At 47.4% G+C, this 23,953-nt stretch carries 20 protein-coding genes; 4 read left to right on the top strand and 16 right to left on the bottom strand.

Features of this window, described 5'->3' with window-relative positions:
* Positions 1-27: 27 nt before the first annotated feature.
* The 3 genes from cgtA to rplU all read right to left on the bottom strand — a co-directional run bounded on the left by cgtA (position 28) and on the right by rplU (position 1,925).
* Positions 28-1,218, bottom strand: coding sequence for an Obg family GTPase CgtA (gene cgtA / locus CWE08_RS02745; protein WP_126765351.1), 1,191 nt, complete (start codon positions 1,216-1,218; stop codon positions 28-30).
* 122 nt (positions 1,219-1,340) lie between these two features.
* On the bottom strand, positions 1,341-1,598 hold the full coding sequence (gene rpmA, locus CWE08_RS02740; protein WP_126765349.1) for a 50S ribosomal protein L27: 258 nt from the start codon (positions 1,596-1,598) through the stop codon (positions 1,341-1,343).
* A gap of 15 nt (positions 1,599-1,613) precedes the next feature.
* Positions 1,614-1,925: a 50S ribosomal protein L21 gene (gene rplU / locus CWE08_RS02735; protein WP_126765347.1), complete on the bottom strand. Its 312-nt coding sequence runs from the start codon at positions 1,923-1,925 to the stop codon at positions 1,614-1,616.
* Between the two features lie 174 nt (positions 1,926-2,099).
* Here rplU and ispB point away from each other — a divergent pair, with 174 nt between their 5' ends.
* Positions 2,100-3,071 (top strand): octaprenyl diphosphate synthase, encoded by a 972-nt coding sequence (ispB, locus tag CWE08_RS02730; RefSeq protein ID WP_126765346.1) that lies wholly within the window; start codon positions 2,100-2,102, stop codon positions 3,069-3,071.
* A 151-nt stretch (positions 3,072-3,222) separates the two neighbouring features.
* Here the strand turns inward: ispB and mdh are convergent, their stop codons facing one another.
* Complete coding sequence (mdh, locus tag CWE08_RS02725; RefSeq protein WP_126765345.1) at positions 3,223-4,158, bottom strand: malate dehydrogenase; 936 nt, start codon at positions 4,156-4,158, stop codon at positions 3,223-3,225.
* A 180-nt stretch (positions 4,159-4,338) separates the two neighbouring features.
* Between mdh and argR the strand changes: the two genes are divergently transcribed.
* Entirely contained in the window at positions 4,339-4,803 is a 465-nt protein-coding gene (argR, locus tag CWE08_RS02720) for a transcriptional regulator ArgR (protein ID WP_126765344.1), read from the top strand.
* 124 nt (positions 4,804-4,927) lie between these two features.
* Here argR and CWE08_RS02715 read toward each other — a convergent pair whose 3' ends face one another.
* The 10 genes from CWE08_RS02715 to CWE08_RS02670 all read right to left on the bottom strand — a co-directional run bounded on the left by CWE08_RS02715 (position 4,928) and on the right by CWE08_RS02670 (position 18,391).
* Positions 4,928-5,824 (bottom strand): Dyp-type peroxidase, encoded by an 897-nt coding sequence (locus CWE08_RS02715; protein ID WP_126765342.1) that lies wholly within the window; start codon positions 5,822-5,824, stop codon positions 4,928-4,930.
* Positions 5,825-5,908: 84 nt separating this feature from the next.
* Entirely contained in the window at positions 5,909-6,829 is a 921-nt protein-coding gene (locus tag CWE08_RS02710) for a glycosyltransferase family A protein (protein WP_126765340.1), read from the bottom strand.
* Positions 6,830-7,080: 251 nt separating this feature from the next.
* The gene (locus tag CWE08_RS02705) at positions 7,081-8,619 is read right to left on the bottom strand and encodes a S10 family peptidase (protein WP_126765338.1); all 1,539 of its coding nucleotides are present in this window, start codon (positions 8,617-8,619) and stop codon (positions 7,081-7,083) included.
* A gap of 321 nt (positions 8,620-8,940) precedes the next feature.
* A complete protein-coding gene (gene ggt / locus CWE08_RS02700; protein WP_241973810.1) occupies positions 8,941-10,668 on the bottom strand; it encodes a gamma-glutamyltransferase in 1,728 nt (575 codons plus the stop codon).
* Positions 10,669-10,687: 19 nt separating this feature from the next.
* Positions 10,688-10,990, bottom strand: a complete 303-nt coding sequence (locus CWE08_RS02695) for a hypothetical protein (protein WP_126765336.1) — start codon at positions 10,988-10,990, stop codon at positions 10,688-10,690.
* Between the two features lie 104 nt (positions 10,991-11,094).
* Positions 11,095-13,683, bottom strand: coding sequence for a bifunctional aconitate hydratase 2/2-methylisocitrate dehydratase (gene acnB, locus CWE08_RS02690; protein ID WP_126765334.1), 2,589 nt, complete (start codon positions 13,681-13,683; stop codon positions 11,095-11,097).
* 186 nt (positions 13,684-13,869) lie between these two features.
* The gene (locus CWE08_RS02685; protein ID WP_126765332.1) at positions 13,870-14,352 is read right to left on the bottom strand and encodes an alpha/beta hydrolase; all 483 of its coding nucleotides are present in this window, start codon (positions 14,350-14,352) and stop codon (positions 13,870-13,872) included.
* Position 14,353: 1 nt separating this feature from the next.
* Positions 14,354-15,895: a cation:proton antiporter family protein gene (locus tag CWE08_RS02680; protein ID WP_126765330.1), complete on the bottom strand. Its 1,542-nt coding sequence runs from the start codon at positions 15,893-15,895 to the stop codon at positions 14,354-14,356.
* 143 nt (positions 15,896-16,038) lie between these two features.
* Positions 16,039-17,379, bottom strand: coding sequence for a chromate efflux transporter (gene chrA, locus CWE08_RS02675; RefSeq protein ID WP_126765328.1), 1,341 nt, complete (start codon positions 17,377-17,379; stop codon positions 16,039-16,041).
* 121 nt (positions 17,380-17,500) lie between these two features.
* Positions 17,501-18,391 carry a LysR family transcriptional regulator gene (locus tag CWE08_RS02670; protein ID WP_126765326.1) on the bottom strand — a complete coding sequence of 297 codons (891 nt, stop codon included), beginning with the start codon at positions 18,389-18,391 and terminating at the stop codon, positions 17,501-17,503.
* Between the two features lie 182 nt (positions 18,392-18,573).
* On the opposite strand from CWE08_RS02670, the gene CWE08_RS02665 reads away from it, so the two are divergent.
* Together CWE08_RS02665 and CWE08_RS02660 are read left to right on the top strand one after the other, a co-directional pair.
* Entirely contained in the window at positions 18,574-19,692 is a 1,119-nt protein-coding gene (locus tag CWE08_RS02665; protein WP_126765324.1) for an efflux RND transporter periplasmic adaptor subunit, read from the top strand.
* 3 nt (positions 19,693-19,695) lie between these two features.
* Positions 19,696-22,752: an efflux RND transporter permease subunit gene (locus CWE08_RS02660; RefSeq protein ID WP_126765322.1), complete on the top strand. Its 3,057-nt coding sequence runs from the start codon at positions 19,696-19,698 to the stop codon at positions 22,750-22,752.
* 14 nt (positions 22,753-22,766) lie between these two features.
* On the opposite strand, the gene CWE08_RS02655 is transcribed toward CWE08_RS02660, so the two are convergent.
* Both CWE08_RS02655 and CWE08_RS02650 read right to left on the bottom strand, forming a co-directional pair.
* The gene (locus CWE08_RS02655) at positions 22,767-23,447 is read right to left on the bottom strand and encodes a hypothetical protein (RefSeq protein WP_126765320.1); all 681 of its coding nucleotides are present in this window, start codon (positions 23,445-23,447) and stop codon (positions 22,767-22,769) included.
* Positions 23,434-23,913 carry a methylated-DNA--[protein]-cysteine S-methyltransferase gene (locus tag CWE08_RS02650; RefSeq protein ID WP_126765319.1) on the bottom strand — a complete coding sequence of 160 codons (480 nt, stop codon included), beginning with the start codon at positions 23,911-23,913 and terminating at the stop codon, positions 23,434-23,436. Before CWE08_RS02650 ends, CWE08_RS02655 begins: the two co-directional genes overlap by 14 nt.
* Positions 23,914-23,953: the final 40 nt, after the last annotated feature.

Genomic DNA, 23,953 nt, shown 5'->3' with positions numbered 1-23,953 from the left:
CATTTATACCTTTGTTGCTATCTGTGTTTATGGTTTATAAATCACATGACCATCATCGGGCTCTTCTTCCCAATCATCATCGTCGTCATCTAAATCATCTTCCAGATCATCGCCCCACTCTTCTTCCGCTTTTTGCATCTGTTCATCGTGGTAACTTGTCCATTTAAACTCAACCGGCTCATCATTACCTTCAGCTTCTGCATCGGGTTTCGGCAGTGCTTCCAAGTATTGCATGATTTCACGCATTAGCTCGTTACAGGCTTTACCAGTAATCGCGGAAAGTTCAAACACCGGACCTTGCCAATCCAAGCGCTCTACGATTTCGGCACGGCGTTCAGCCAATGTTTCTTCGTCTACTAAATCGGTTTTATTCAACACTAACCAACGTGGTTTCGCTGCTAGTGCAGGGCTGTATTGTGCAAGTTCTTGAATAATGGTTTCTGCGGTGTCCGCAGGACTGCTCTCATCAAATGGTGCAATATCGACCAAGTGCAACAACAAGCCACAGCGCTCAAGATGTTTTAGGAACTGAATACCTAAACCGGCGCCATCAGAAGCACCCTCGATTAGGCCAGGGATATCAGCGATTACAAAACTTTGGCTCGCGTTCAAACGTACCACGCCCAAATTCGGCGTGATAGTAGTAAACGGATAATCAGCCACTTTTGGCTTGGCGGCTGAAACAGAGCGAATCAACGTTGATTTACCGGCGTTCGGCATACCCAGTAAGCCTACATCCGCTAACAACAATAACTCGAGTAAGAGAATACGGTGTTCACCTTTGGTGCCATCGGTTTTTTGCCGCGGCGCACGGTTGGTGCTGCTCTTAAAGCGAGTATTCCCTAAACCATGGAAACCGCCTTTCGCAACTAGCTGGCGTTGGCCATGGCGGGTTAAATCACCAATAATTTCACCGGTATCCATATCCTTAACGCGTGTACCTACCGGAACCTTCAAGGTTTTATCTTCACCCCGGCGGCCGGTACAGTTGCTACTTTTACCGTTTTCGCCTCGTTGCGCACGATGGGTGCGTTCAAAACGATAATCAATAAGGGTATTGAGGTTCTCATCGGCTTCCAACCAAACATCACCACCATCGCCGCCGTCGCCGCCATCTGGGCCGCCTTTCGGTATGTATTTCTCGCGCCGAAAGCCAATGCAGCCATTGCCGCCATCGCCAGCTTCTACGCGAATATCAATTTCATCAACGAATTTCATGGTTTTGCCTGTTTTGCCCGACGCTCACACGCCAATTATTCAAGAATATACTTACCCGAAGGTAAGGTAAAGATACAAAAAACCCCGCACTAAGGCGGGGTTTTCCGGATTCGGTGTTCGTATTATTCAGCGTTTACGCTGATGAACTTCCGGTTTTGCGGTCCACGCTGTTCGAAGGTAACTTTACCATCTACTTTCGCAAACAAGGTATGGTCACGACCAATACCTACGTTATCGCCTGCATGGAATTTGGTGCCCCGTTGACGAACCAGAATGTTTCCGGCTAGTACAGTTTCACCGCCATAACGTTTAACGCCCAGACGTTTACTTTCTGAATCGCGACCGTTACGTGTTGAACCACCTGCTTTTTTGTGTGCCATGTGTCTCTACTCCTCTTAAGCGCCAATACCAGTGATTTTCACTTCCGTGAACCACTGACGATGACCCTGTTGCTTGCGTGAGTGCTTCCGACGACGGAACTTAACGATAGTTACTTTATCGCCACGACCATGGGTCACTACTTCTGCTTTAATCTTGCCACCTTCAACGAAAGGTGCACCAATTGTCACGTTTTCACCATCAGAGAGCATGAGCACTTGCTCAAACTCAACGGTATCACCGGTAGCTGCTTCGAGCTTTTCCAGGCGAACGGTCTGGCCCTCGGTGACACGGTGTTGTTTACCGCCACTTTGAAAAACCGCGTACATATTCTTCTCCAATTGCCTTTTACAAGGCGCTACAAACTTTAATTTAGGCCGCGGATTTTACGTAAAAACATCGCGCAGCGCAAGCGAAAAATATAAAAATCATCAAACTGGCAGAAATCTACAATTCAGGTAAAATCAACCGCAAATTTTATGTAAACAAAGAGCCGCTTTACCATGGATTTATCTGCTGTACGCACGCTTAGCGAAAATGATATGCATGCTGTGAATGAGATTATTACAGCACAGTTAAGCTCAGATGTCGCGTTGATTAATCAGTTAGGCTTTTACATCATTAACAGTGGTGGCAAGCGCCTGCGCCCACAATTGGCGGTTATTGCAGCTCGCGCGCTTGGTTATGAAGGTGATAAACACCATCTCCTTGCGGCTATCGTAGAATTCATTCATACCGCTACTTTGCTGCACGATGACGTTGTAGATGAATCACTTACCCGCCGCGGCCAAGAAACTGCAAATGCCTTATTTGGCAACGAAGCCAGCGTATTAGTAGGTGATTTTCTTTACACCCGCGCATTCCAGCTAATGGTAAAAACCGAAAGTATGCGCGTTCTCGAAGTGCTCGCTGATGCCACAAACATTATTGCTGAGGGCGAAGTGTTGCAGCTAATGAACTGCAACGATCCCACTACTACCGAAGAATCATACTTCCAAGTTATTTACAGTAAAACGGCAAAACTTTTTGAAGCGGCAACTCAACTTGGTGCCGTACTTGCGGGGAAAAGTGCAGAACTGGAACAAGCGGCTGCTGATTACGGCCGTTATTTAGGAAACGCTTTCCAATTAGTAGATGATTTACTCGATTACACTTCTGATGCGGAAACTATGGGCAAAGATGCTGGCGATGATTTAGCCGAAGGTAAACCGACACTGCCACTCTTATATGCGATGTGGAACACCGATGCGGAACACGCGTCTTTGATTCGCAGCGCTATTGAAGAAGGTGGGAAACGTGATTCGCTTAAAACAATCCTAAACGTGATGCACAGCACCGGCGCTCTTGAATACACCCGCAACAAAGCCCTAGAGCAACGCGATTTAGCCATCGCAGCACTCGCTCCTTTCCCCGAAAACGACCACAAAGAAGCACTCATTGCACTAGCCAACCTCGCAGTAGAGCGGGTGGCGTGAGAGAGTTAAGCGTTTAAGTTCGGGTGCGGGGGTTGAGCTTTTCGTGCGGGTTGAGGCTTCCCCGTTGCGGGACGCCCACAGCCAATAGCTAAGATCAAAAAACCGCGCTGGTTTGCACCTCGCGCGGTTTTTTTAATTCAATCAGTAGGGTTTACTGATTGGCGAAATCGATACCCATTTGGATGTCTTTTTTCAGGCCATCAAGCATATCGGCTTTGGCTTTTGCTTCGAAATCACTTAGCTCGCCGTATGGTAAGATTTCTTCGATACCGTTGGCGCCTAATACTACCGCTTGCGCAAAGTACTGTGCATCGCTGCCGTCGCCTTCAACATAAGCATATTCAGTAACGTGAACGCCTTGCAGGCCTTTCACTACTGATAAGCAGAAACGTGCTGCTGCCTGGCCCATTGAAAGGGTTGCAGAGCCGCCGCCAGCTTTTGCTTCAACCACTTCGGTGCCCGCGTTTTGAATGCGGTGGGTAAGTGATTCAATTTCCTCTTGGGTAAATTGCGCAGTTTTCACCTGTGAAAGCAGTGGCAAAATAGTAGTGCCGCTATGGCCACCAATTACCGGTACATGCACATCTTCTACTGGAATACCTTTGAGTTCACCCACGAAGGTTTCGGCACGAATCACATCAAGTGTCGTTACGCCGAACAAGCGGTTCTTATCGTAAACACCCTTGGCTTTTAATACTTCAGCAGCAATGGCTACTGTTGTGTTTACTGGGTTGGTGATAATGCCAATACATGCTTTCGGGCAAGTATCTGCAATATTCTCAACGAGATTTTTGATAATGCCGGCGTTCATGTTGAACAAATCTGAACGATCCATGCCTGGCTTACGCGGAACACCTGCTGGAATCAATACAACATCTGCGCCTGCAAGTGCTTCTGTTAAATTCTCTTTGCCATAACCTTTTACGCTTACCGAGGTTGGAATATGGCTTAAATCAACAGCAACACCTGGCGTTACTGGTGCAAGGTCGAACAAGGCGAGATCAGTTCCGGCTGGAAGCTGAGTTTTCAATAGCAAAGATAACGCCTGGCCGATACCGCCAGCGGCGCCTAATACTGTTACTTTCATATTGCACTCCAATCAATCTGTTGCGGGGGCTAAACCTTAGCCGATCAGCCCTAAAAAAACAATAAAACGCTCGTTTAACTGCTTTTCTATATGGGGGCATTTATTTACAAAACTAGGTGTTGTTGTAAATTTCCGATACACTATCTATCTCTTAATCTTGGTAAACAATTAGACGATCGTATGGCCTCTTTACAGCAAGATTTGCTCATTGAAGCATTTCGCGAATTATTAAAAGAAGAATCTTACTCATCGCAAGCGGAAATCGTTGAAGCGCTGCAAGAACGTGGCTTTAATGGTATGAATCAATCGAAAGTATCGCGCATGTTGAGTAAATTTGGTGCTGTGCGTGCGCGCAATGCCCGGGAAGATATGGTGTATTGTTTACCACCTGAACTTTCTATGCCGTCGGCTCGCAGCTCTGTGCGCCAGCTCGTACTCGATGTTGAGCACAACGATGTTATGGTGATTATCCGCACTACGCCGGGGGCTGCTCAACTTATCGCTCGCCTGCTTGATTCAGTGGGTAAGAAAGAGGGTGTGCTCGGCACGATTGCCGGTGATGATACAATTTTCATTGCACCGGTAAAAGTGAGCAACATCGATGAAACCTTAGCGAATATTCAGCGTTTGTTTGAAAATCACTAAACGTCAATATCTTCAACTATAAGCTTTTGCATGGGCTGAACTAGAAGCATTAAGTTGGGAGCATGAATTTGGGAGCATAGGCTTAGGGGCATTAGGTTATAAGCACTAAATGAAAAGCCTAGAATTAAAGCCGGTTAAACCAATTTAGCGCAGGAATAAAATAGGCGCTGGCATGCTCAACATGCACATATTCAAGCAACGGATCGCTTTGCCCATCGTCATCAGCTAAAAATCGATTGCGAATCCATAAATCCAGTAAATTCACCTGATTGGAAAATAATAAGCTCACTTCTTGCGGCCTTAATAGCGAACCATAGGGCATATGCAAGCGCCAAATATCACCCGCAGTTTTATCTGCGTGCGTTGCGCTCTGAGTTGTTTTTAACCGCCGGCCTGATACTTTTTCTCGCCCCATAATGCGCTCCTGCTCGGCTTGAGTTAGCAGGTGGAAACGCTGCACATCGAGCTTACTTTGCAATAACCAAAAATGGCTGCCGCCGGCAAATGTTGGATCGTTCTCTTCTGTGATGAGCGCCCGTTGCCGCCTCATCGCGCCGGCAATGCTCTCATTGGTATATTTAAAGCCAAACAAATCACGGCCATCTAAACAACGGAATGGTTGATTTTGTTCTGCTAGTGTTACTAAATCTCCCAGCCACTGAACTAGGTGTAAACCAGCTAAATAGTTGGCATCCACTCGATCTGAGCGAATAACAATCGCAATATCATAAGGAGTTATCGGTAGTGGGTGCTCACTACGCGCATAATCTGGAATGCTTTTCAGGGCATCAGGCCGTTCATCGGGCGAGAGCACATCCCAATAAGGCTCGCCAATGGCCAACACAACACTCAACATACTCTCGGAGAAACGATCCTCAAGGCTTCCTACTTGCTCGGGATATCGCGCCAGCTTGTGCCGAATCTTGGCTACATCTTCAGACACAACATGCAATAGCAAAACTAAGCCATGCAAACTGGCTTCTGCGCAAACTCCCGATTGTGCACGAATGATTTGGCCCATATTGATGAACTTCCCTGAGAATGAAAACGAGTGCCCGAATATGCAAAGGCTACACGTTAGTTATACCTTTATTTAGGTTGAACACTAAGCTTTATCTTTGCGATCACGCCACCAAGTTTGTATTTGCCGAATCGCGCTTCTTACCGATGTGTTCGTTTGTGAGCCTGTATATCGGCCTTTAAAAATATGGCGAATCCGATAAACACCGGGCACTGTTATTGCTTTACCTTGGCTTTTTAATAGCCAACGGAAGGCGCGATCCTCATAGCATTTCTGCCAGCTTTCCGCGGGGGTTTGATATACCGACATGGCAGCACAATAGCCCATTTCACGGGCCACATCACCATGCGTAATTTGCATCGGCCCAGTAGCTTTCGTAAGTGTTTTGGTAATAAATTCGGTGCCATCTAAACTCACCACTTGCGGCTTTGCTGCCTTTTGCAGTAGCGGATCATCCTCTGCCAAGAGTGAAGTAACCCGTTCTTCGTGTGGGTAAACCAAAGGTTCGCGGCAACCTTGTAGCTCAGCTGCCAGCTTATCAAGCGCGCCTTCATGGAACACCACATCACAATCGGTAAACCATACCCAATCAGCGTTACTATTCAAGGCCGCATGATTGCGGCCAATACCGCGGCGAAATAATTGTTCTTTTGGCATTGCACGCCATTGCCACTGAACATTTTCAACCTTTTGTTGCGCAAAAAACTCGAGTAACTCAGAAGATTTATCATCTTCCTCGCTGTAATACACTGTCATAGTAACGCTAATATCTTTTGGCGCATATTGCGCCAGCGAACTCAACTGATAGGCTTGCAAATGCGCATACTGCCAACAATGGCTAACAATTTCTAAATGGAGCTTACCGGTTTTCCCAGCATATTCTTTCTGTGGTTTTGGATACGCCCAACGAATTGGCAACACACCGCTCACTGCTAATCGAGCCAGCTGCCCCTGTATACCCCGATACCAACGTTGCGGTGCTACCCGCGCTGAAATTGCTTGCATCTGTTTTCTCTCGTTAACCAAAATCGGCCGTATAATAAGTGCACGTATCCATAAAACACGTTTCTGCGAGCGCGTGCAATAAAAAACCCGTGCAACGATGCTACACCATCGAGGCACGGGTTTCATCTATCTGCGGTTCCTTTATCTAGAATGCAAATCCTCACTAGCATTCAAAACCTTAATAGCGTTCAAATCCTTAATAGCGTTCAAATCCTTAATAGCGTTCAAATCCTTACGAAACCACCCGCAAATTAATATTTAGCAGGTGTGCCTTCCGCAGGTAACGCGTTTAAAATGAACTCGCGTAAATGCTCATTCGAAAGCTCAAGATCATGGCGGCGAAGATACATCATATGTCCGCTCCGATAGCCTTCAAAGAACAAGCGATCTTTCATTTTTCCACTCGGATCCATTTGCCACATACTATATTTGGCATCGAAATAGTTCGTAGCGCCATCATAGTAACCCGCTTGATAAAGCACATTTAAGAATGGGTTCTGTGCCATGGCTTGGCGGAGATTTTCACCCGTATTGTTGCCACTGCGATCCCAAGGGTGCACCGGGCCAAACATGTTGTAGCTCACATCGGTTTCAAAGCCGAGCTCTTCACGTAAGTAATAGTTTATCGCTGGCGTGAACGAATGTAACCACGAAGTAAGTTCTGAGTTAAAATCAGGGCGGGCACCCACATCATTGCGATCGATGCCTTTATAGCGTGAATCTAAGCGGCCAATGGTATAGCCTTCATCGCGCAATAGCTCTTTCCAGAAAAACGCCGTATCAACATCTAAATTACTGCGTAGTACCGCTTCAACCGAAAGGCCAGAAAAACGCGCCACCTGTTCAGCAATGGCTTGCTTTTCTGCAGCCGGAAGCCAAGCGCCTTTTGCTAGGGCCGGCAGATATTCATTTATGGTAAAGGCCTCTACTTCAGGCAATAAATCGTAGAGATCGCCATTTTGCAGTTCTTCATCAAGCGCATCGTGATACCAAGCCGCTGCTGCGAAATAGGGCAAGCGGTTTGCTGCTTTAACTGGGCCATCACGATCGATTCCCATATCCGTAGGCGAAACCAAAATCACACCATTCAGATACATCCAGTGATTATTTTGCAAGGCCAGCGCCATGCCCGCTACACGGGTAGTACCGTAACTTTCACCAATTAAAAACTTTGGCGAACGCCAGCGCTCATAACGTGTTACAAAAGTATTCACCCACTCAGAGAGATAGCGAATATCTTCATTCACGCCAAAAAACATTTTTTGCTGTTCTGCACGAGAAGGCATGTTGCCATCAGGGCCAGGCAATACTCGGGAATACCCCGTGTTTACCGGATTAACAAACACAATATCGGCCACATCGAGCACTGAATAAGGGTTTTCTTGCACGCCATATGGTTGGGTTGGAAAACCTTCCTCATCAAGTAACAAGGTTTTCGGGCCGGTATAGGCTACGTGCATCCAAACCGATGCTGAGCCGGGGCCACCGTTAAAGGAAATCAATAACGGCCGCTTTTCTTGATTACTCACACCTTGGCGTTCGTAATAGGTGTATTGCAACGTTGCTGTAGGATGGCCTTCATCATTCCATACTGGCATTGTGCCCGCATATGCTTTGTATTCAATTCGCGAGCCGTTAATCCGCGCGCGATGTTCAGTTACCACAACGGATTCCACATCGATGCTGCGGCGATGCTCTTCATTCGCTTGTGCAGTATTTGCATAGGAAATGAGCCCAAGTGGCAGAGTGGCAAGCGTTAGCACTAACACGCCTTTCTTTAGTATGTTCATAATATTCCCATTTATCTTTTTTATGGTTATCACCGGTTCGGCAAACTTACAGTTCCAAAAACATATCTTTAATTACGGGTGTAAAGAATTTCGCGCCGTATTCATTTACGGTGATCAGCTTAGGTGATCATCGTCGATACACACAGGCAATCGCTGCTTATCGACTCAGCACACACCATGTTGGCAAAAAATCAGCCATGAATCGAGCAAAGTTACGCCACATTCGGTAACCGCACTCTTCGCTGCGGTGAGCATCACGCTCTAACACAACCAAGCAGCCTTGATGCAGAGCTAACCACCATCAAAACGGACGTTTAGATATTAATAACCGGCCGCGTATCCATCTTTGCGGCTTTCCGATGCGCCTATGTAAACTCCCTGCTCAGCATCAAACCAAATGGCTTGATAACCTCCATAGGGGCCAACTGATTCTTGCAGGCGATGGCCCATTTTTATCAACTCACGCCGGGTATGATCAGAAAAGCCATTTTCTAAACTTACGGCACCGCCATCAACCATGATTTCGCCAGTAGGTTGGCTTGATCCCGTGTGTAAGATGCGCGGGGCATCACCGGCTTCTTGTAAGTTCATGCCAAAATCGATCATGTTAATCAGAATTTGGGCATGCATCTGTGGTTGTGTTGCGCCGCCCATCACGCCATAACTCATGAGTGGCTTCCCATCTTTGGTCACAAAGGCTGGGATAATGGTTTGGAACGGACGCTTACCCGGTTCAAACACGTTCATATGGCCTTCTTCAAGAGCAAATAATTCACCCCGATTCTGCAATACAAAACCCAAGCCTTCCGGTGTAACGCCTGAGCCCATGCCGCGATAATTACTCTGAATCAACGAAACCATATTGCCGTATTTATCGGCGGTGGTGAGATAAATGGTATCGCCGGTTGTGGGCGGGTTACCTGGCTCATAGCTGCGGCCAGCTCGTTCTGGATTAATCAGTTGCACCCGCTCTTGGGCATATTCTTTGGAGATCAACCAATCAACTGGAATGTCGTTAAATGCCGTATCGGAGTAGAATTTCGCGCGGTCTTCAAAGGCTAATTTTTTTGCTTCTACAAAATGGTGAATATACTCCGGGCTATCGAAGCCCATTTTCGCAATATCAAAGTGCTCGAGAATATTCAGAATTTGCAACGCGGCAATACCTTGCGTATTTGGCGGCAATTCCCACAAATCATAACCACGATAATTTGTAGATACCGGCTCCACCCACTCTGATTCATGCGCAGCTAGATCTTCGTAGCTTAAAAACCCACCATGTTCTTGCACAAAGTTACCAATAGTTCGAGCAATTTCACCTTCGTAGAACGCATCTCTGCCATCGCTAGCTAGCTTCTTATAGGTATTGGCTAAATCGGGATTACGAAATATTTCGCCTTTACGCGGTGGATGGCCGCTTTTCATAAATACTTCGCGAAAACCTGGAAAATCCTGCAATACTTCGGCGTTGCGCTCAAAGTAATAAGCAATTACTTCAGTTACTGGAAACCCGCTTTCGGCATAATGGATAGCCGGGGCTAGAACATTCGGCATCGGCATTGAGCCGAAACGTTCATGCATTTCAAACCACCCATCAACAGCGCCGGGCACCGAGAGCGGCAACAAGCCCCGAGCAGGAATACTTTCGTAACCGTTTTCTTGAAAATAATCTAAAGAAAGGCTCATTGGCGAGCGGCCAGATGCATTGAGCCCATATAGCTGCTCGCTTTCTGCATGCCAAATAATGGCATACAGATCGCCACCAATGCCGTTGCCCGTGGGTTCAACCAAGCCGAGCACGGCGTTTGCGGCAATAGCCGCATCAATGGCATTGCCACCGGCCTTCATCACATCTAAAGCGGCTTGAGTAGCCAACCCTTGGCTAGTTGCTGCCATCGCTTCAGGTGCCATTACCTCCGAACGGGTGGCAAAGTGATGTCCGGTAATTCTATCGGCGGCGGTGGCGGTGTAGATTGGAGTAATTGCGGCTGCTACAGCTAGGCCGGCGGTAATAGCAGCAACGGCTGCCTTTTGCACAAATGAGGGCATGGTGTTCTCCAGCTTATGGTTAGGTGGGCGCTTTGATTACATAATCAATCAATAACCGTTGCGCGCTCTGATTCTGGCGCATAAACGCCATCACGTAAGCCTCCTGCTTGTTGTCATCCAATCGAAATAACACTTTGTATTTATTATAGGTTACCTGACGGTAATCAGTAATGCCGAGCATTTCAAGCTCTGGGCACACCGGAAGCTGCCTCGGGCTAGTGGCTAACTTGCTTTGTGTGGCTAAAACGAACCCGCGGGCAATTGCATTCGCCTCTGATTCGATTCGATATACCGGGGTACCAATAGATAAAAAGCCCAGCACTTAAATAAGTACTGGGCTTTATTCTTACTCATGTAAATTTACATCAGCCTTAATCGCTTTGCTTTAGCAACACTTCTTGCGCAGCATTCCTTAAACAATATTCTTTAGGCAACACTGATGGTTGGAATAATTGTATCTTTTGCTTTTTGTTCAGCAGCCATAAAATCAGGCATTTGATCGAAGTTCAGATACTTATACACTTCACCCGCCATCGCATCGATGTTTTGCGCGTATTCCATATACTCTTCACGGGTTGGGATTTTGCCCAAAATCGCGCCTACTGCTGAAAGTTCAGCAGAAGCCAAGTACACGTTCGCACCATCACCTAAACGGTTCGGGAAGTTACGCGTAGAGGTAGAAAGCACCGTTGCACCTGCTTTCACACGCGCTTGGTTACCCATACACAATGAACAACCTGGCATTTCAGTGCGTACACCGTTGCGGCCGTAGATGTTGTAGTAACCTTCTTCCATCAATTGCGCTTCGTCCATCTTCGTTGGTGGCGCGATCCACAATTGCGTGTTCAGTGGCTTAGTGTTTTGCTCAAGCAATTTACCCGCCGCACGGAAGTGGCCAATGTTGGTCATGCAAGAGCCGATGAATACTTCATCTACTTTATTGCCGGCAACATCGGATAAGGTTTTTGCATCATCCGGATCGTTCGGGCAGCAAAGAATTGGTTCAACGATTTCGTTCAAATCGATTTCTACAACTTCGGCATACTCTGCATCTTTGTCGGCTTCCATTAATTCAGGATTCGCCAACCACTCTTCCATTTTCTTCGCGCGGCGCTCAAGCGTGCGCACATCGCCGTAACCTTCGGCAATCATCCAACGAAGCATGGTGATGTTTGAACGCAAATATTCAGCAATCGATTCTTCTGAAAGCTTAATAGTACAACCGGCAGCTGAACGCTCTGCTGAGGCATCAGAAAGTTCAAACGCCTGCTCAACGGTTAAGTTATCTAGGCCTTCGATTTCTAGGATTCGGCCAGAGAAGGCATTTTTCTTACCACGTTTTTCAACCGTAAGTAGGCCTTGCTTGATACCGTATAAAGGAATGGCATGTACTAAATCACGCAGGGTAACGCCCGGCTGCATTTTGCCTTTGAAGCGCACCAATACGGATTCTGGCATATCTAATGGCATTACACCGGTAGCCGCCGCGAATGCTACTAAGCCTGAACCGGCAGGGAACGAAATACCCAATGGGAAACGCGTATGGGAATCGCCACCCGTACCTACGGTATCTGGCAACAACATACGGTTTAACCAGCTGTGAATAATGCCATCGCCAGGGCGAAGCGATACGCCGCCACGGTTCATAATGAAATCAGGTAGAGTGTGCTGAGTATCGATATCTACTGGCTTCGGATATGCGGCCGTGTGGCAGAATGATTGCATTACCAAATCAGAGTTAAACCCTAAGCATGCCAAATCTTTCAGCTCATCCCGAGTCATCGGCCCGGTAGTATCTTGCGAGCCTACGGTTGTCATGCGCGGTTCACAGTAGGTGCCAGGGCGCACGCCTTCAATGCCACATGCTTTTCCTACCATCTTCTGAGCTAAGGTGTACCCTTTACCGGTATCATTTGGCTGCTCTGGTGCACGGAATAAATCATGATGGCCTAAACCAAGCGATTCGCGCGCTTTCGTAGTTAAGCCGCGGCCGATAATCAAATTAATACGGCCACCAGCGCGTACTTCATCGATAATCACATCAGAAGCATATTCGTATTCGGCAATCACTTCACCGGCTTCATTTTCGATCTTGCCAGCGTATGGATAAATGTGAATCACATCACCCATATTCATTTTCTCTACATCCGCTTCAAATACCAAGGTTCCAGTATCTTTCATGGTGTTGAAGAAAATTGGCGCCACTTTACCACCAATGCAAATACCACCAGAGCGCTTGTTCGGAGTGCCTGGCATATCTTCACCGATGTACCAAAGCACCGAGTTAGTAGCTGATTTACGTGAAGAGCCGGTACCAACCACATCACCGACGAAAGAGATTGGGTGGCCTTTTTGCTTCAGTTCTTCAATTTGCTCTGCCGCATTCGTAATGCCTTCGCGTGGCATTTTATACATGGCTTTGGCATGTAATGGGATATCTGGGCGCGACCATGCATCTGGTGCCGGTGAGAGATCATCAGTGTTAGTTTCGCCAGTAACTTTAAATACCGTTGTGGTGATTTTTTCTGGCATTTCTGGGCGGTTAGTAAACCATTCAGCTTTCGCCCAAGATTCCACAACATCTTTCGCTACCGCGTTGCCGTTTTTCATGCGCTCTTCCACATCATGGAAAGCATCAAACATCAAAATCGTTTCTTTTAGCTCGGCGCCGGCAAGCTCGGCAAGTTCTGCATCATCAAGCAACTCAACTAAGGTTACAATGTTGTAACCGCCGTGCATGTTGCCTAAAAGCTTTACGGCACGTTGCTTATCAATAACTGGGCTCGTTACTTCGCCTTTGGTAATCGCTGCCAAGAAGCCCGCTTTCACATAAGCGGCTTCATCTACGCCAGGAGGCACGCGTTCACTCAACAGCTCAAGTAAGAAATCTTCTTCACCTGCAGGTGGATTTTTCAAAAGCTCTACTAATTCAGAAACCTGCTCTGGAGAAAGTGGCTTGGGTGGAATTCCTTCCGCGGCGCGTTCGGCCACATGTGCACGGTATTGTTCTAACACAAATAATTCCTCTTAATAAAAGCCCCCGCTCGGTTCGATATGAAAGCGGCGTGGGCGATTTGAAAACGGGCGAATTATACGCCAAATTCACTTAAAAATGAATTTCAACGCGGATAATAAAGGCTATTTCAGCCATTCACAGTATTTATGGTTCGAGTAATGCTCAGTTATGGTGGCGCCAATGCCTTAAACACCGGTATACACTTCATCGAGTGCGGCGAGCATAGCTTGCTGTGAGGTTTCGGAAGATAAGCGATGTTCATCTTCAACTGTGATTAGGGGGATGCCGAAACGCTTACAAAATGCCGCCACTTTTGCATGGGGCACTACTTCATCAGCGTTGCCATGAATAACACGAATGCGTGAGGCTGGCGGTAACTCACTCACCTTATCGCCTTCTTCCGTATGTACCGCGGGAGCTAACAATACCAAACTTTTGAAACGCTCTGGGTACAATGAATACAAGCGCGCCGCCAGCAACCCACCGAAGGAGGAGCCCACCAAGGTTACTCCAGTGAGGCCCTCGGTTTCTGCCGTAGCTTTTTCTATGCGTTGGGGCAAATCCATACCCTGAAAATCAGGAGAAATGAGCTCGGGGAACGCCCGTTTAATCAGTTGATATTTCGAGCCATGAGGGCCACTTTCAAGGCCGTGAAAAAAGAATAACATGTTAGTTCTCCAACCGTTGCCGAACGTGCTCAGCTAAGCCAGCACCAGCTTCTGACATTGTTAAGTAAGCTTGATCAGCGCCCGCGTTCAAAACTCGTTCCGCTTCATCATCGTGCAAACTGTGAGCAACAATTAATCCGGTGAATCCAAACTTACGCAACTTGGTAACCGCTGTTACATTCGCATCACAATCGCTCAAGCATAAAATGGCGGCCTTTATCTCGCCATAATCAAGGCTTTGCCAAAACATTCTATCTTCCGCATCTGCATAGAAAATGTTGAGATTATCACCCTTGTGTTTTTCAACTTTAACAGGGTCGGCATCCATGGCTACAACTCGGTGATTATGCTGCAGATAACGATAGGCGGCAGTGCCAGTTCGCCCCATGCCCATAACTAATACCTCGGCATCGCCAAGCTCTACTGGCTGCTCATCCGGATGCCGCGTATTGCGTTCATATTTGATCAAATAATCACTAAAACGCTCATAGAGTGTATGCGCCATGGCATTCAATGGTGCTGAAATCACAAAGGAAAGTGCCACCAGAAGTGCCAGCGGAATCAAATACTGCGGCAATACCACGCTGGCCACAATTAAGCCAAATTCGGAGTAGTTACCTAAACTTAAACCCGCTAAAAAGGAGCTTCGGGCTCGTAGCTTGAAAAGAATTAGCAGGAAGAAAAATAAGGCGATCTTCACCGGTATCAATAACAGCATAAAGCCCGCAAAAGCCCAATCACTTAAATCGGGCAAGCCACCCATACCGATACTTAGGAAGAAACCAACGAGGAAGAATTCTTTAATGCCCCAAAGTGCTTTTGAAAGCTCACCCGCTCTGGGATGTTTTGCCAACACTGCGCCAAATGCCAAAGCGCCTAATTCTGAGCTCAAGCCCACCAACTCAAAACCGTAGCCGCCAATCACAAGTGCTAACAACAGGCCGAATAGGATCAATAAATCATCGTGCCCGGTGGCATCGAGCAGTTTATAAAGTAATGGCCTCAGCAACGGTAAGGCAAACACCGAAAGTGCCCAAATTGAGGGTAATTCGCCGTTTGCAATTGTCATTACCACCAGAGCGATAAGATCTTGGACAATTAAAATGCCAATAGCCACTCGGCCGTGAAAAGCACCCAGCTCGCGTTTACCCTCAAGAACTTTAGCGGCGAGTACTGTACTTGAAAACCCAAGGGCAATCGCCAGTAAAATGGCATTGTAGAATTCAACGCCAAAAATCCAACGAGTTGCCATAAACATAATGGCAACCGTAATAATGAAGTGAACTAAGCCGACACCGAGCACTTCTGGCTTCGCTAAACTGCGAACATTCAATTTCAAACCAACAGTAAATAACAGCAGCAATACCCCTAGATGCGCTACATGGTCAATAATGTTTTGGCTATTATCGGGAAGGTCCAAATAAGGGGAAACCGCAGCTATCGCAAAACCAGCAGCCAAGTAGCCAACTAACGTTGGCAAGCCCACCGCACGCACCATTAGGCCAACAACGAAAGCAAACCCTATCCATACCGCTTCTAACATTGTTTATCCCCTAAGTGTGCTTTTGTATTGAAGATATCTATCAGGATCATACTGATTTCGAAACGTTGAATTTACCACAAAAATATTGTGTTAATTTGATCTAATACATAACCAAGTTAATCATGGATGCGAACATAACGGTTTTATATCAACCACTGCAAAAGGATACCACTTGCACACAATAAACCGAGTAGCGAGAACAACCCCAGTTTAAACGCAAACATACACAAAAATGCAAAAGCGGTAAGTGCCCAAGCCCCAGCAACCCAAGAAGAAACTTCAGGTAGGAGAATGGAAATACCTGCGGTTTCCCAAGTAAACGTAGTGGCGAACAAATAATTTAAAGCAAACCAAAGGGCCAAATTTGCAATAACCCCCACTACCGCAGCGGTTACCGCAGATAAAGCGGCGCTTAAACGCGGCATACCACGGAGCTTTTCAACATAGGGTGCACCGGCAAAAATCCATACAAAACAGGGTAAAAAGGTTACCCAAGTGGTCAGTAGCGCTGCCAATGTTCCGCCGAGTAGCGGATGCATGCCGGTGGCTTCGCGAAACCCTGCTAAAAATCCAACAAACTGGGTAACCAAAATAAGTGGCCCCGGTGTTGTTTCCGCCAACCCTAAGCCATCGAGCATTTCACCCGGCTGTAACCAGCCGTAGAGTTCAACAGCTTGCTGCGCCACATAAGCCAGCACGGCATAGGCCCCACCAAAGGTTACCACTGCAAGCTTTGAGAAAAACAACGCGATTTGCGCCCATACCGAGCTATCGCCAAACAGCGCGATTAAGGCAACAACCGATAACAACCAAAGTCCAGCGCAAATAAATGCTGCGCGTTTAGTGCCGGGGCGGATATCAGTGCTGAGCACATCATTCGGAGCGGCTGTTTGGGCGTTAATTTTACTGGCGAACAGCCAGCCTACTAGTGCGGCTCCCAGCACTACAAAAGGGAAAGCTACATCAAAAACGAAGAGTGCCAAAAAGCCGGCTACCGCGAGCACACCTGCAATCGGGGTTTTTAGTGCCCGTTGGCTGAGTTTGATCATAGCTTGAAATACAATCGCCAACACCGCTGCTTTCAGGCCAAACAAAAGGCCCGCCACCAAGCTCACATCACCCAATAACACATAAGCCCAAGAAAGCGCCAAAATCATCGCCGCGCCCGGTAAAATGAACAAAATACCGGCAACCAAACCACCTTTCACTCCATGCAGCAGCCAACCCACGTAGGTTGCAAGCTGTTGCGCCTCTGGGCCGGGCAATAACATGCAGTAGTTCAGTGCATGCAAGAAACGTGATTCATCGAGCCATTTTTTTTCTTCGACAATCATCCGGTGCATCAAAGCAATTTGCCCCGCTGGCCCACCGAAACTAAGTAAGCCGATACGCCACCAAATCGCTAAGGCCTCAGCAAATGGAATGGCATGAGCTTGATTTGAATTCTTTTCCGGCGCCTTGCTTTCGTTACTCGCTACACTCATTGTTTATGCCCTAAAATTCATATCTATTTCATCTTTATCGCGGTTTATACCGTAACTCACACCTTAGCAGGCCTCCTTTACAGTTTACTGCTTGGCCTGCTGTATCTCCGTTTTTAGTAACCTAGCGCCTGTGCTGTTGGGCGAACGTATCCCAAACTAACTGGCCCGCTGGGCCTAGAAGTTTTGCGGCCATTTTTACCACATGAATCTCCGCATGAATATGATCAAGAAAGCCGGGAATATCAATTTCCACTAATTTTTTATTTTTCAACTCACGGCTAATTAAATCCCTCGGCACCACGCCCCAACCCATGCCGGCCTTAACGTACTGTACCAAGGTATGCGCATCGTTTACCCGTAATCGCGAACTACCCGAAACACGGTAAATCTGTTCTGGGTTGATACCCATGTTCAGTTCTTTCGGCAGAATATAGGGCAACGCACTCAACGCATCTCGTGTTCTTGGTAGCCCATGTTCGTTGATTAAACTTTGCGCCATCACTACCACCAGCTGAAAATCGCCAATGCGCAAGCTTTCAAAATCTGCTAATTGCTGAAATGTAGGCAACCATGGTGTGAGAGCTAAATCAGCCCGTTCCGATTGAATATCTTGTAGTGATTCTAACTGCGAATGGCCGGATACAATGACTTCTGTGAAAGGAAAGTGTTGCTGCACTTCACGCAGTGCCTCGATTAATAGTTCTGGGTTACAGGTGTAATCATAGGCGATGCGTAATTGCGGCTCTGCGCCCTCACGAAGCTGGCCTATTGCCGAGTTTAAGCGTTCGTGTTGCCGCATCAGCTCTTCTGCATGCCGCTTAAACTGGGTGCCTTGAGCGGTGAGCTGCAAGCGGTAACCACTGCGATCTAAAATGGCAAACCCCACTTCATCCTCGAGTTTTTGTAGTGTCATACTGAGCGCAGGTGCTGTACGGTGCAAAACTTTTGCGGCTTCATGCAAGCTACCTTTCTCAAGCACAGTAAACAATACTTTTAACGGCCATATCTTCAAGAATGCACCTACTTACCTTAACGATTCGATACCTAATGGCTTAATTAATATTTCTAAACTCATTACACAAAGAAACTTATTCAGTATTTCTTAACATTATAGCAAGTTAATTTAAATATTCCTTTACAAATAAATAAACTACACTGTAGGTGATTTCTTAACTAGTTGGAAGGTTGTTGCTCATGCAGTTCTCTACACGTTGTTTCCGGCCATTCGCAATCGCCGTTTTGCTTATCGCAACACTCGGCCTTTCCGCTTGTAGTGAGCCCACAGCCGAAAAAACCGAGAAACCTTTACGGCCGGTGAAGTTGATTACCGTGGGAAGTGATCACAACGCAGATATTCGCAGTTTTCCCGCCGTTGTTGAGGCTACACAAACCGCTGATTTAACTTTCCGTGTTGGTGGTGAGCTGATAGAGCTGCCTTGGCGCCCGGGCCATGTGGTAGAAAAAGGCGATTTAATTGCGGCCTTAGACCCCACTGATTATCGGCTAACTGCAGAGCAAGCAAAAGCACGTGCGGAGCTCGCTCAAGCTCAATACGATCGTATCGCCCAACTCGCGGAGCAAAATATCATCTCACGTTCCCAATTTGATGAAGCAAAAGCGGAATTACAGGTTGCTCAAGCGAATTTAAATACCGCTGAAACAAATTTGAGCTACACCGAATTGCACGCGCCCTTTGCCGGTGTGATTGCCAACTTACATGTTGAGCTCTACGAAAACATCGGCCCGCAACAACCGATTATCACCCTGCAAGTAGACGATATGGTGGACGTGCGCATTCAGGTGCCGGAACAGCTTTTCGCCCAAGTACGCCGGGATTTGAACTATCAACCAGACATAACCTTCGAAAGCTTACCCAACCAAGTTTTTAAAGGCCAAATTCGCGAGTGGGATCGTATCGCAGATTCAGCAACCAATACTTACCGCGTTGTATTTACCCTGCCAAAACCAGAAACGGGCAATATTCTACCCGGCATGACCGCCTCAGTGATGATCGATAGTAACCAAGTGTTGCCAACGAACGGAAACTCAATAAATATTCCTATTGGCGCAGTATTTACGCCACCTGATCGTGCACTAGCTGAAGATATCCGCATGGTTTGGGTGTATGAACCAGCGGCAGAAGGCAGCCGAGGTGAGCTCACAGCAAGACAGGTTACCATTGGTGCTGCGAGTTCATCGAGCATTTCTATTTTAGATGGTTTAAATATCGGCGAGCACGTGGTTATCGCCGGTGTTCATCAGCTCGAAGAAGGTGAGCAAGTGCGCCCTTGGATTCGTGAGCGGGGCCTTTAACCCATGAATATTGCGCGTTATAGCATTGAGCGCCCTACTAGCTCTTGGATTTTACTATTGGTTCTGCTCATCGGTGGCTTTTTGGCGTTGCAGAGTTTAGGGCGATTAGAAGACCCTGAATTCACCATTAAACAAGCCTTAGTGATCACCCCTTATCCCGGTGCTTCCGCCCAACAAGTAGAAGAAGAAGTAACGGTATTAATGGAGAACGCGCTCCACGAACTCCCTTACATTAAGCATATTACTTCAAGTTCAATGCCCGGGCGTTCGCAGATCATGGTTGAGGTGCGGGAAACCTATCGCTCCGATGCCTTACCGCAAATTTGGGATGAACTGCGCCGGAAAGTGAACGATCAATCTCGCAATTTGCCGCCTGGCGCGGGCCCTGCCATGGTGCAAGATGATTTCTCCGATGTGTATGGGGTATTGTTGGCACTCACTGGCGATGGTTATAGCCTGCCTGCCCTCTATGATCATGCCAAATATTTGCGCCGTGAACTGGCGCTTGTGCCTGGAGTTGCCAAGGTTGTGATTAGCGGCAAGCAACAAGAGCAAGTTGTTGCCGAAGTTTCACGTGCTCGCTTGGCTAATTTAGGCATTCCACCGGAACGTATTTATAATCTTCTTTCTACCCAAAACACCATTTCCAACGCGGGCCGTGTTCGCTTGGGAAACGATGCCGTGCGCTTTGCTACCAGTGGTGAATTTACCTCAGTAGAGCAACTCAATACGTTAATCATTAGCAACCCCGGCGCTCGCGAACAAATTTATTTGGGCGATGTAGCCAATATCTACCGGCAACAAGAGCCCATTCCCAACCACATGCTCCGTTTTGATGGCGAAGCCTCGCTTTGGCTCGGCGTTTCCTTCACTCGGGATGTTAACGTGGTTGAGGTGGGAGCCCTACTGCGCGAACGTATCTACGAGCTTACCTATGCCACGCCCGTTGGTATGGAGCTAAATGCCATTTACGATCAACCTGCCGAAGTGGAAAACTCGGTATCGGGCTTTTTGAATAATCTTGCGCAAGCCGTTGTGATAGTAATTGTGGCCTTATTGCTCACTATGGGTATGCGCAGTGGTTTTTTAATCGGCTTAGTGTTGCTGCTCACCGTGCTCGGCACCTTTATCTTTATGGCCATGGCCGGCATTAATTTACATCGGGTTTCCCTCGGGGCACTGATTATCGCGCTTGGTATGTTGGTTGATAACGCCATAGTGATTACTGAAGGTATGCTCGTTGGAGTACAGCGCGGGCAAACACGGTTACGGGCAGCACAAAACGTATTACGGCAAAATGCTTGGCCTTTACTCGGCGCTACGCTAATCGCCATCTTGGCGTTTGCACCAATTGGTTTATCAAGTGATGCCACAGGCGAGTTTGCCGGTTCATTATTTTGGGTGCTATTAATTTCGCTCAGTTTAAGTTGGCTCACGGCATTGTTGCTTATTCCGTTTCTTGGCGACCGCCTGTTCCGAAAAAGTGTGAAGCAAGCTGAAAGTGATAATGATTTATATAGTAATCCAGTTTATGCGGGGTATCGGCGCTTACTGAAAACCGCCTTACGTTTTCGCTTCATTACTATGGGCTTAATGGCTGTATTGCTGGTTGTTTCTGTGTTTGGTTTTACGCAAGTTAAACAGAGCTTTTTCCCAAGTTCGAACACCCCTGTGTTTTATGTTGATTTATGGTACCCCCAAGGCACCGATATTCGGGCAACCGCGGAAGATATGGCGCGCGCAGAAGAATGGTTGCGTAGCCAAGAGGGTATTACCCAAGTGGCTGCCACCATTGGCCAAGGTGCCCCTCGATTTACCTTGCCTTACATTGTAGAAATGCAATATGAAAACTATGGGCAGTTAATTGTGCGCACGGAAAATACCGATATTTTGCCGAGCTTAATGGGGAAAACCGGTGATTATTTGGCGAATGCTCACCCCGATGCGGGTTCGAAAATTCGGCGAATGGAAATAGGGCCGCCTGTGAAGGCCGCGATTGAAGTGCGTTTTAGTGGTGCCGATCCGGATATTCTGCGCCAACTTTCCGCACAAGCACAGGAGATTCTGAACGCTGAACCAGCGCTCGCCTATGTGCGCGATAACTGGCGCGAGCGCGCCAAAGTATTGCGCCCCCAATTTAATGAAACCCATGCCCGCCGTGTGGGTATCAGCAAGCAAGATGTTGATGATTTATTGCTTGCTAATTTCCGCGGAAAACGCGTTGGCATTTATCGTGATGGCACTGAGCTACTGCCGATTCTTGTTCGTGCACCGGAAAATGAACGGGTGTTTTTAGAGCAATGGCAGGATATTCAGGTGTTCAGTAATTCATTGAATCGTTATGTGCCCATGCCACAAGTGGTGGATGCCATGCCTTTGGAGTGGGAAGATCAAATTATTCATCGCCGCGATCGAAAGCGCACGTTAACGGTTATGGCAGATCCAGATCCGCTTTTTTCTGGCACGCCCGCACAGATATTTGCCAACATTGCCATGGATATTAGCGCCATTGAACTACCTCCAGGTTATGAAATGGCTTGGGGCGGTGAGCATGAAGCGTCTGGTGATGCCAAAGCCGCGGTGTTTAAAACCTTACCGCTTGGCTATTTGGCCATGTTTATTATTACCGTACTGTTATTTAGCTCAGTGCGCCGCGCAGCGGTAATTTGGACAACGGTGCCGCTTTCGATTATCGGCGTTACTATGGGCTTACTGCTCACTAATCAAGCGTTCAGTTTTATGGCACTGCTGGGAATTTTAAGCCTCAGCGGCATGCTCATTAAAAATGGTATCGTTTTGCTCGAGCAAGTGCTTACCGAAGAGCGAAGTGGTAAATCAGGGTATCAGGCTTTAGTTGATGCTTCGGTAAGCCGGGTACGGCCGGTAGGTATGGCGGCGGTAACCACTATTTTGGGCATGATTCCGCTGCTGTTTGATGAGTTTTTTGCCAGTATGGCGGTTACTATCATGTTCGGTTTGGGCTTTGCCACCCTGCTTACGCTGATTGTGGTGCCTGTAATGTATAGCCTAATCATGCGCAAATCGGAGTACAGCAAATAGCACCCGAAACGGTGCTATTCGTTGGTTTCTTCGCCCTCATCAGCTGCTGGCAGCTCTTGTTGCCGCAGCTCTTGTTCTCCCAATTCTTCATGGGCTGGCGGCTCTGGTTGCTCGCTATTTTGCATACGAGCGGTAATCTGCAAGGTGGTGTAACCTGAGCGCGGCATATTATAGCCCATATCTAACGGTAACCGGTTCGGTGTCATGCTTGCCTGAATCATGGTTCGTACATCCGGCGGCGTAATTAAATAGCGGCTAATATCCGAGCGCATGCGCAGCCGTTGATCCGCATCATCTACGCCCGCCATCTCCAGATATGTGCCAATCAAAGCGTTCATACCCTGCTCATGGCCACGCAAAAACTCAAGTGTTAATTGACCACCGGTTTCATTCCCCGGAGCCGCTAATAGCGTAAAAGCATAACGGTGTTCTGAGGATGTGGTACCCCAACACACCCAATAATTTTGATAGCCTTGAGAACCGAGAATTTGCCCAGTTTCAAAATCAGTATTACAGCCATCCCAATCCGACATTTGCAACTCAGTAAGTGCCGCTAACTGATGCTGAATGGTGGGCAGTTCACCCTCGGGCCAATTCGATTCAGCCCTGTTTGGTGCCTCACTACACCCCGTTAAACTCAATACCGCAACACCCACTAACAAGGGCAATAAATAACAAGATTCAGTTTGCTTCATGTGCTAATAACCATTTTTTCCGTTCGATACCGCCGGCGTAACCGCCAATACTGCCATTTGCTTGTACCACTCTGTGGCAGGGTACAACAATGGCATGAGGATTACGGCCATTCGCTTGCCCTACAGCTTGATAGCCGCGAGGCCTTTCTACGCGTTCGGCAAGTTGCCGATAAGACCAAGTGGCGCCATAAGGTATTTCCCTTAAAGCCGCCCAAACGCGTTGTTGAAACTCAGTACCGGAAACAACTAAAGGCAACTCAAATATTTCTAAATCACCAGAAAAATACTCGCTTAATTGCTGCTCTAGCGAATCAAGCCACTGATTTGCTTGATTGTGAGTATGGTAACCATGGTTTACTTGCGGCATTACTTTCACAAAGTTTACCGCCAAAATCCCTTCTTGATTGGCCTGCAGGTGCAGCGTGCCAATTGGGCTGCGAATATAACGTTCAGCTTGTGTAATCATGATACATTTCCCTGTTATTGAAACACGCCCAAACCACTAA

The sequence above is a fragment of the Aliidiomarina iranensis genome, assembly GCF_003987135.1.
Taxonomy (GTDB): Bacteria; Pseudomonadota; Gammaproteobacteria; order Enterobacterales; family Alteromonadaceae; genus Aliidiomarina; species Aliidiomarina iranensis.
This window is presented reverse-complemented; position numbering and strand designations above follow the sequence as displayed.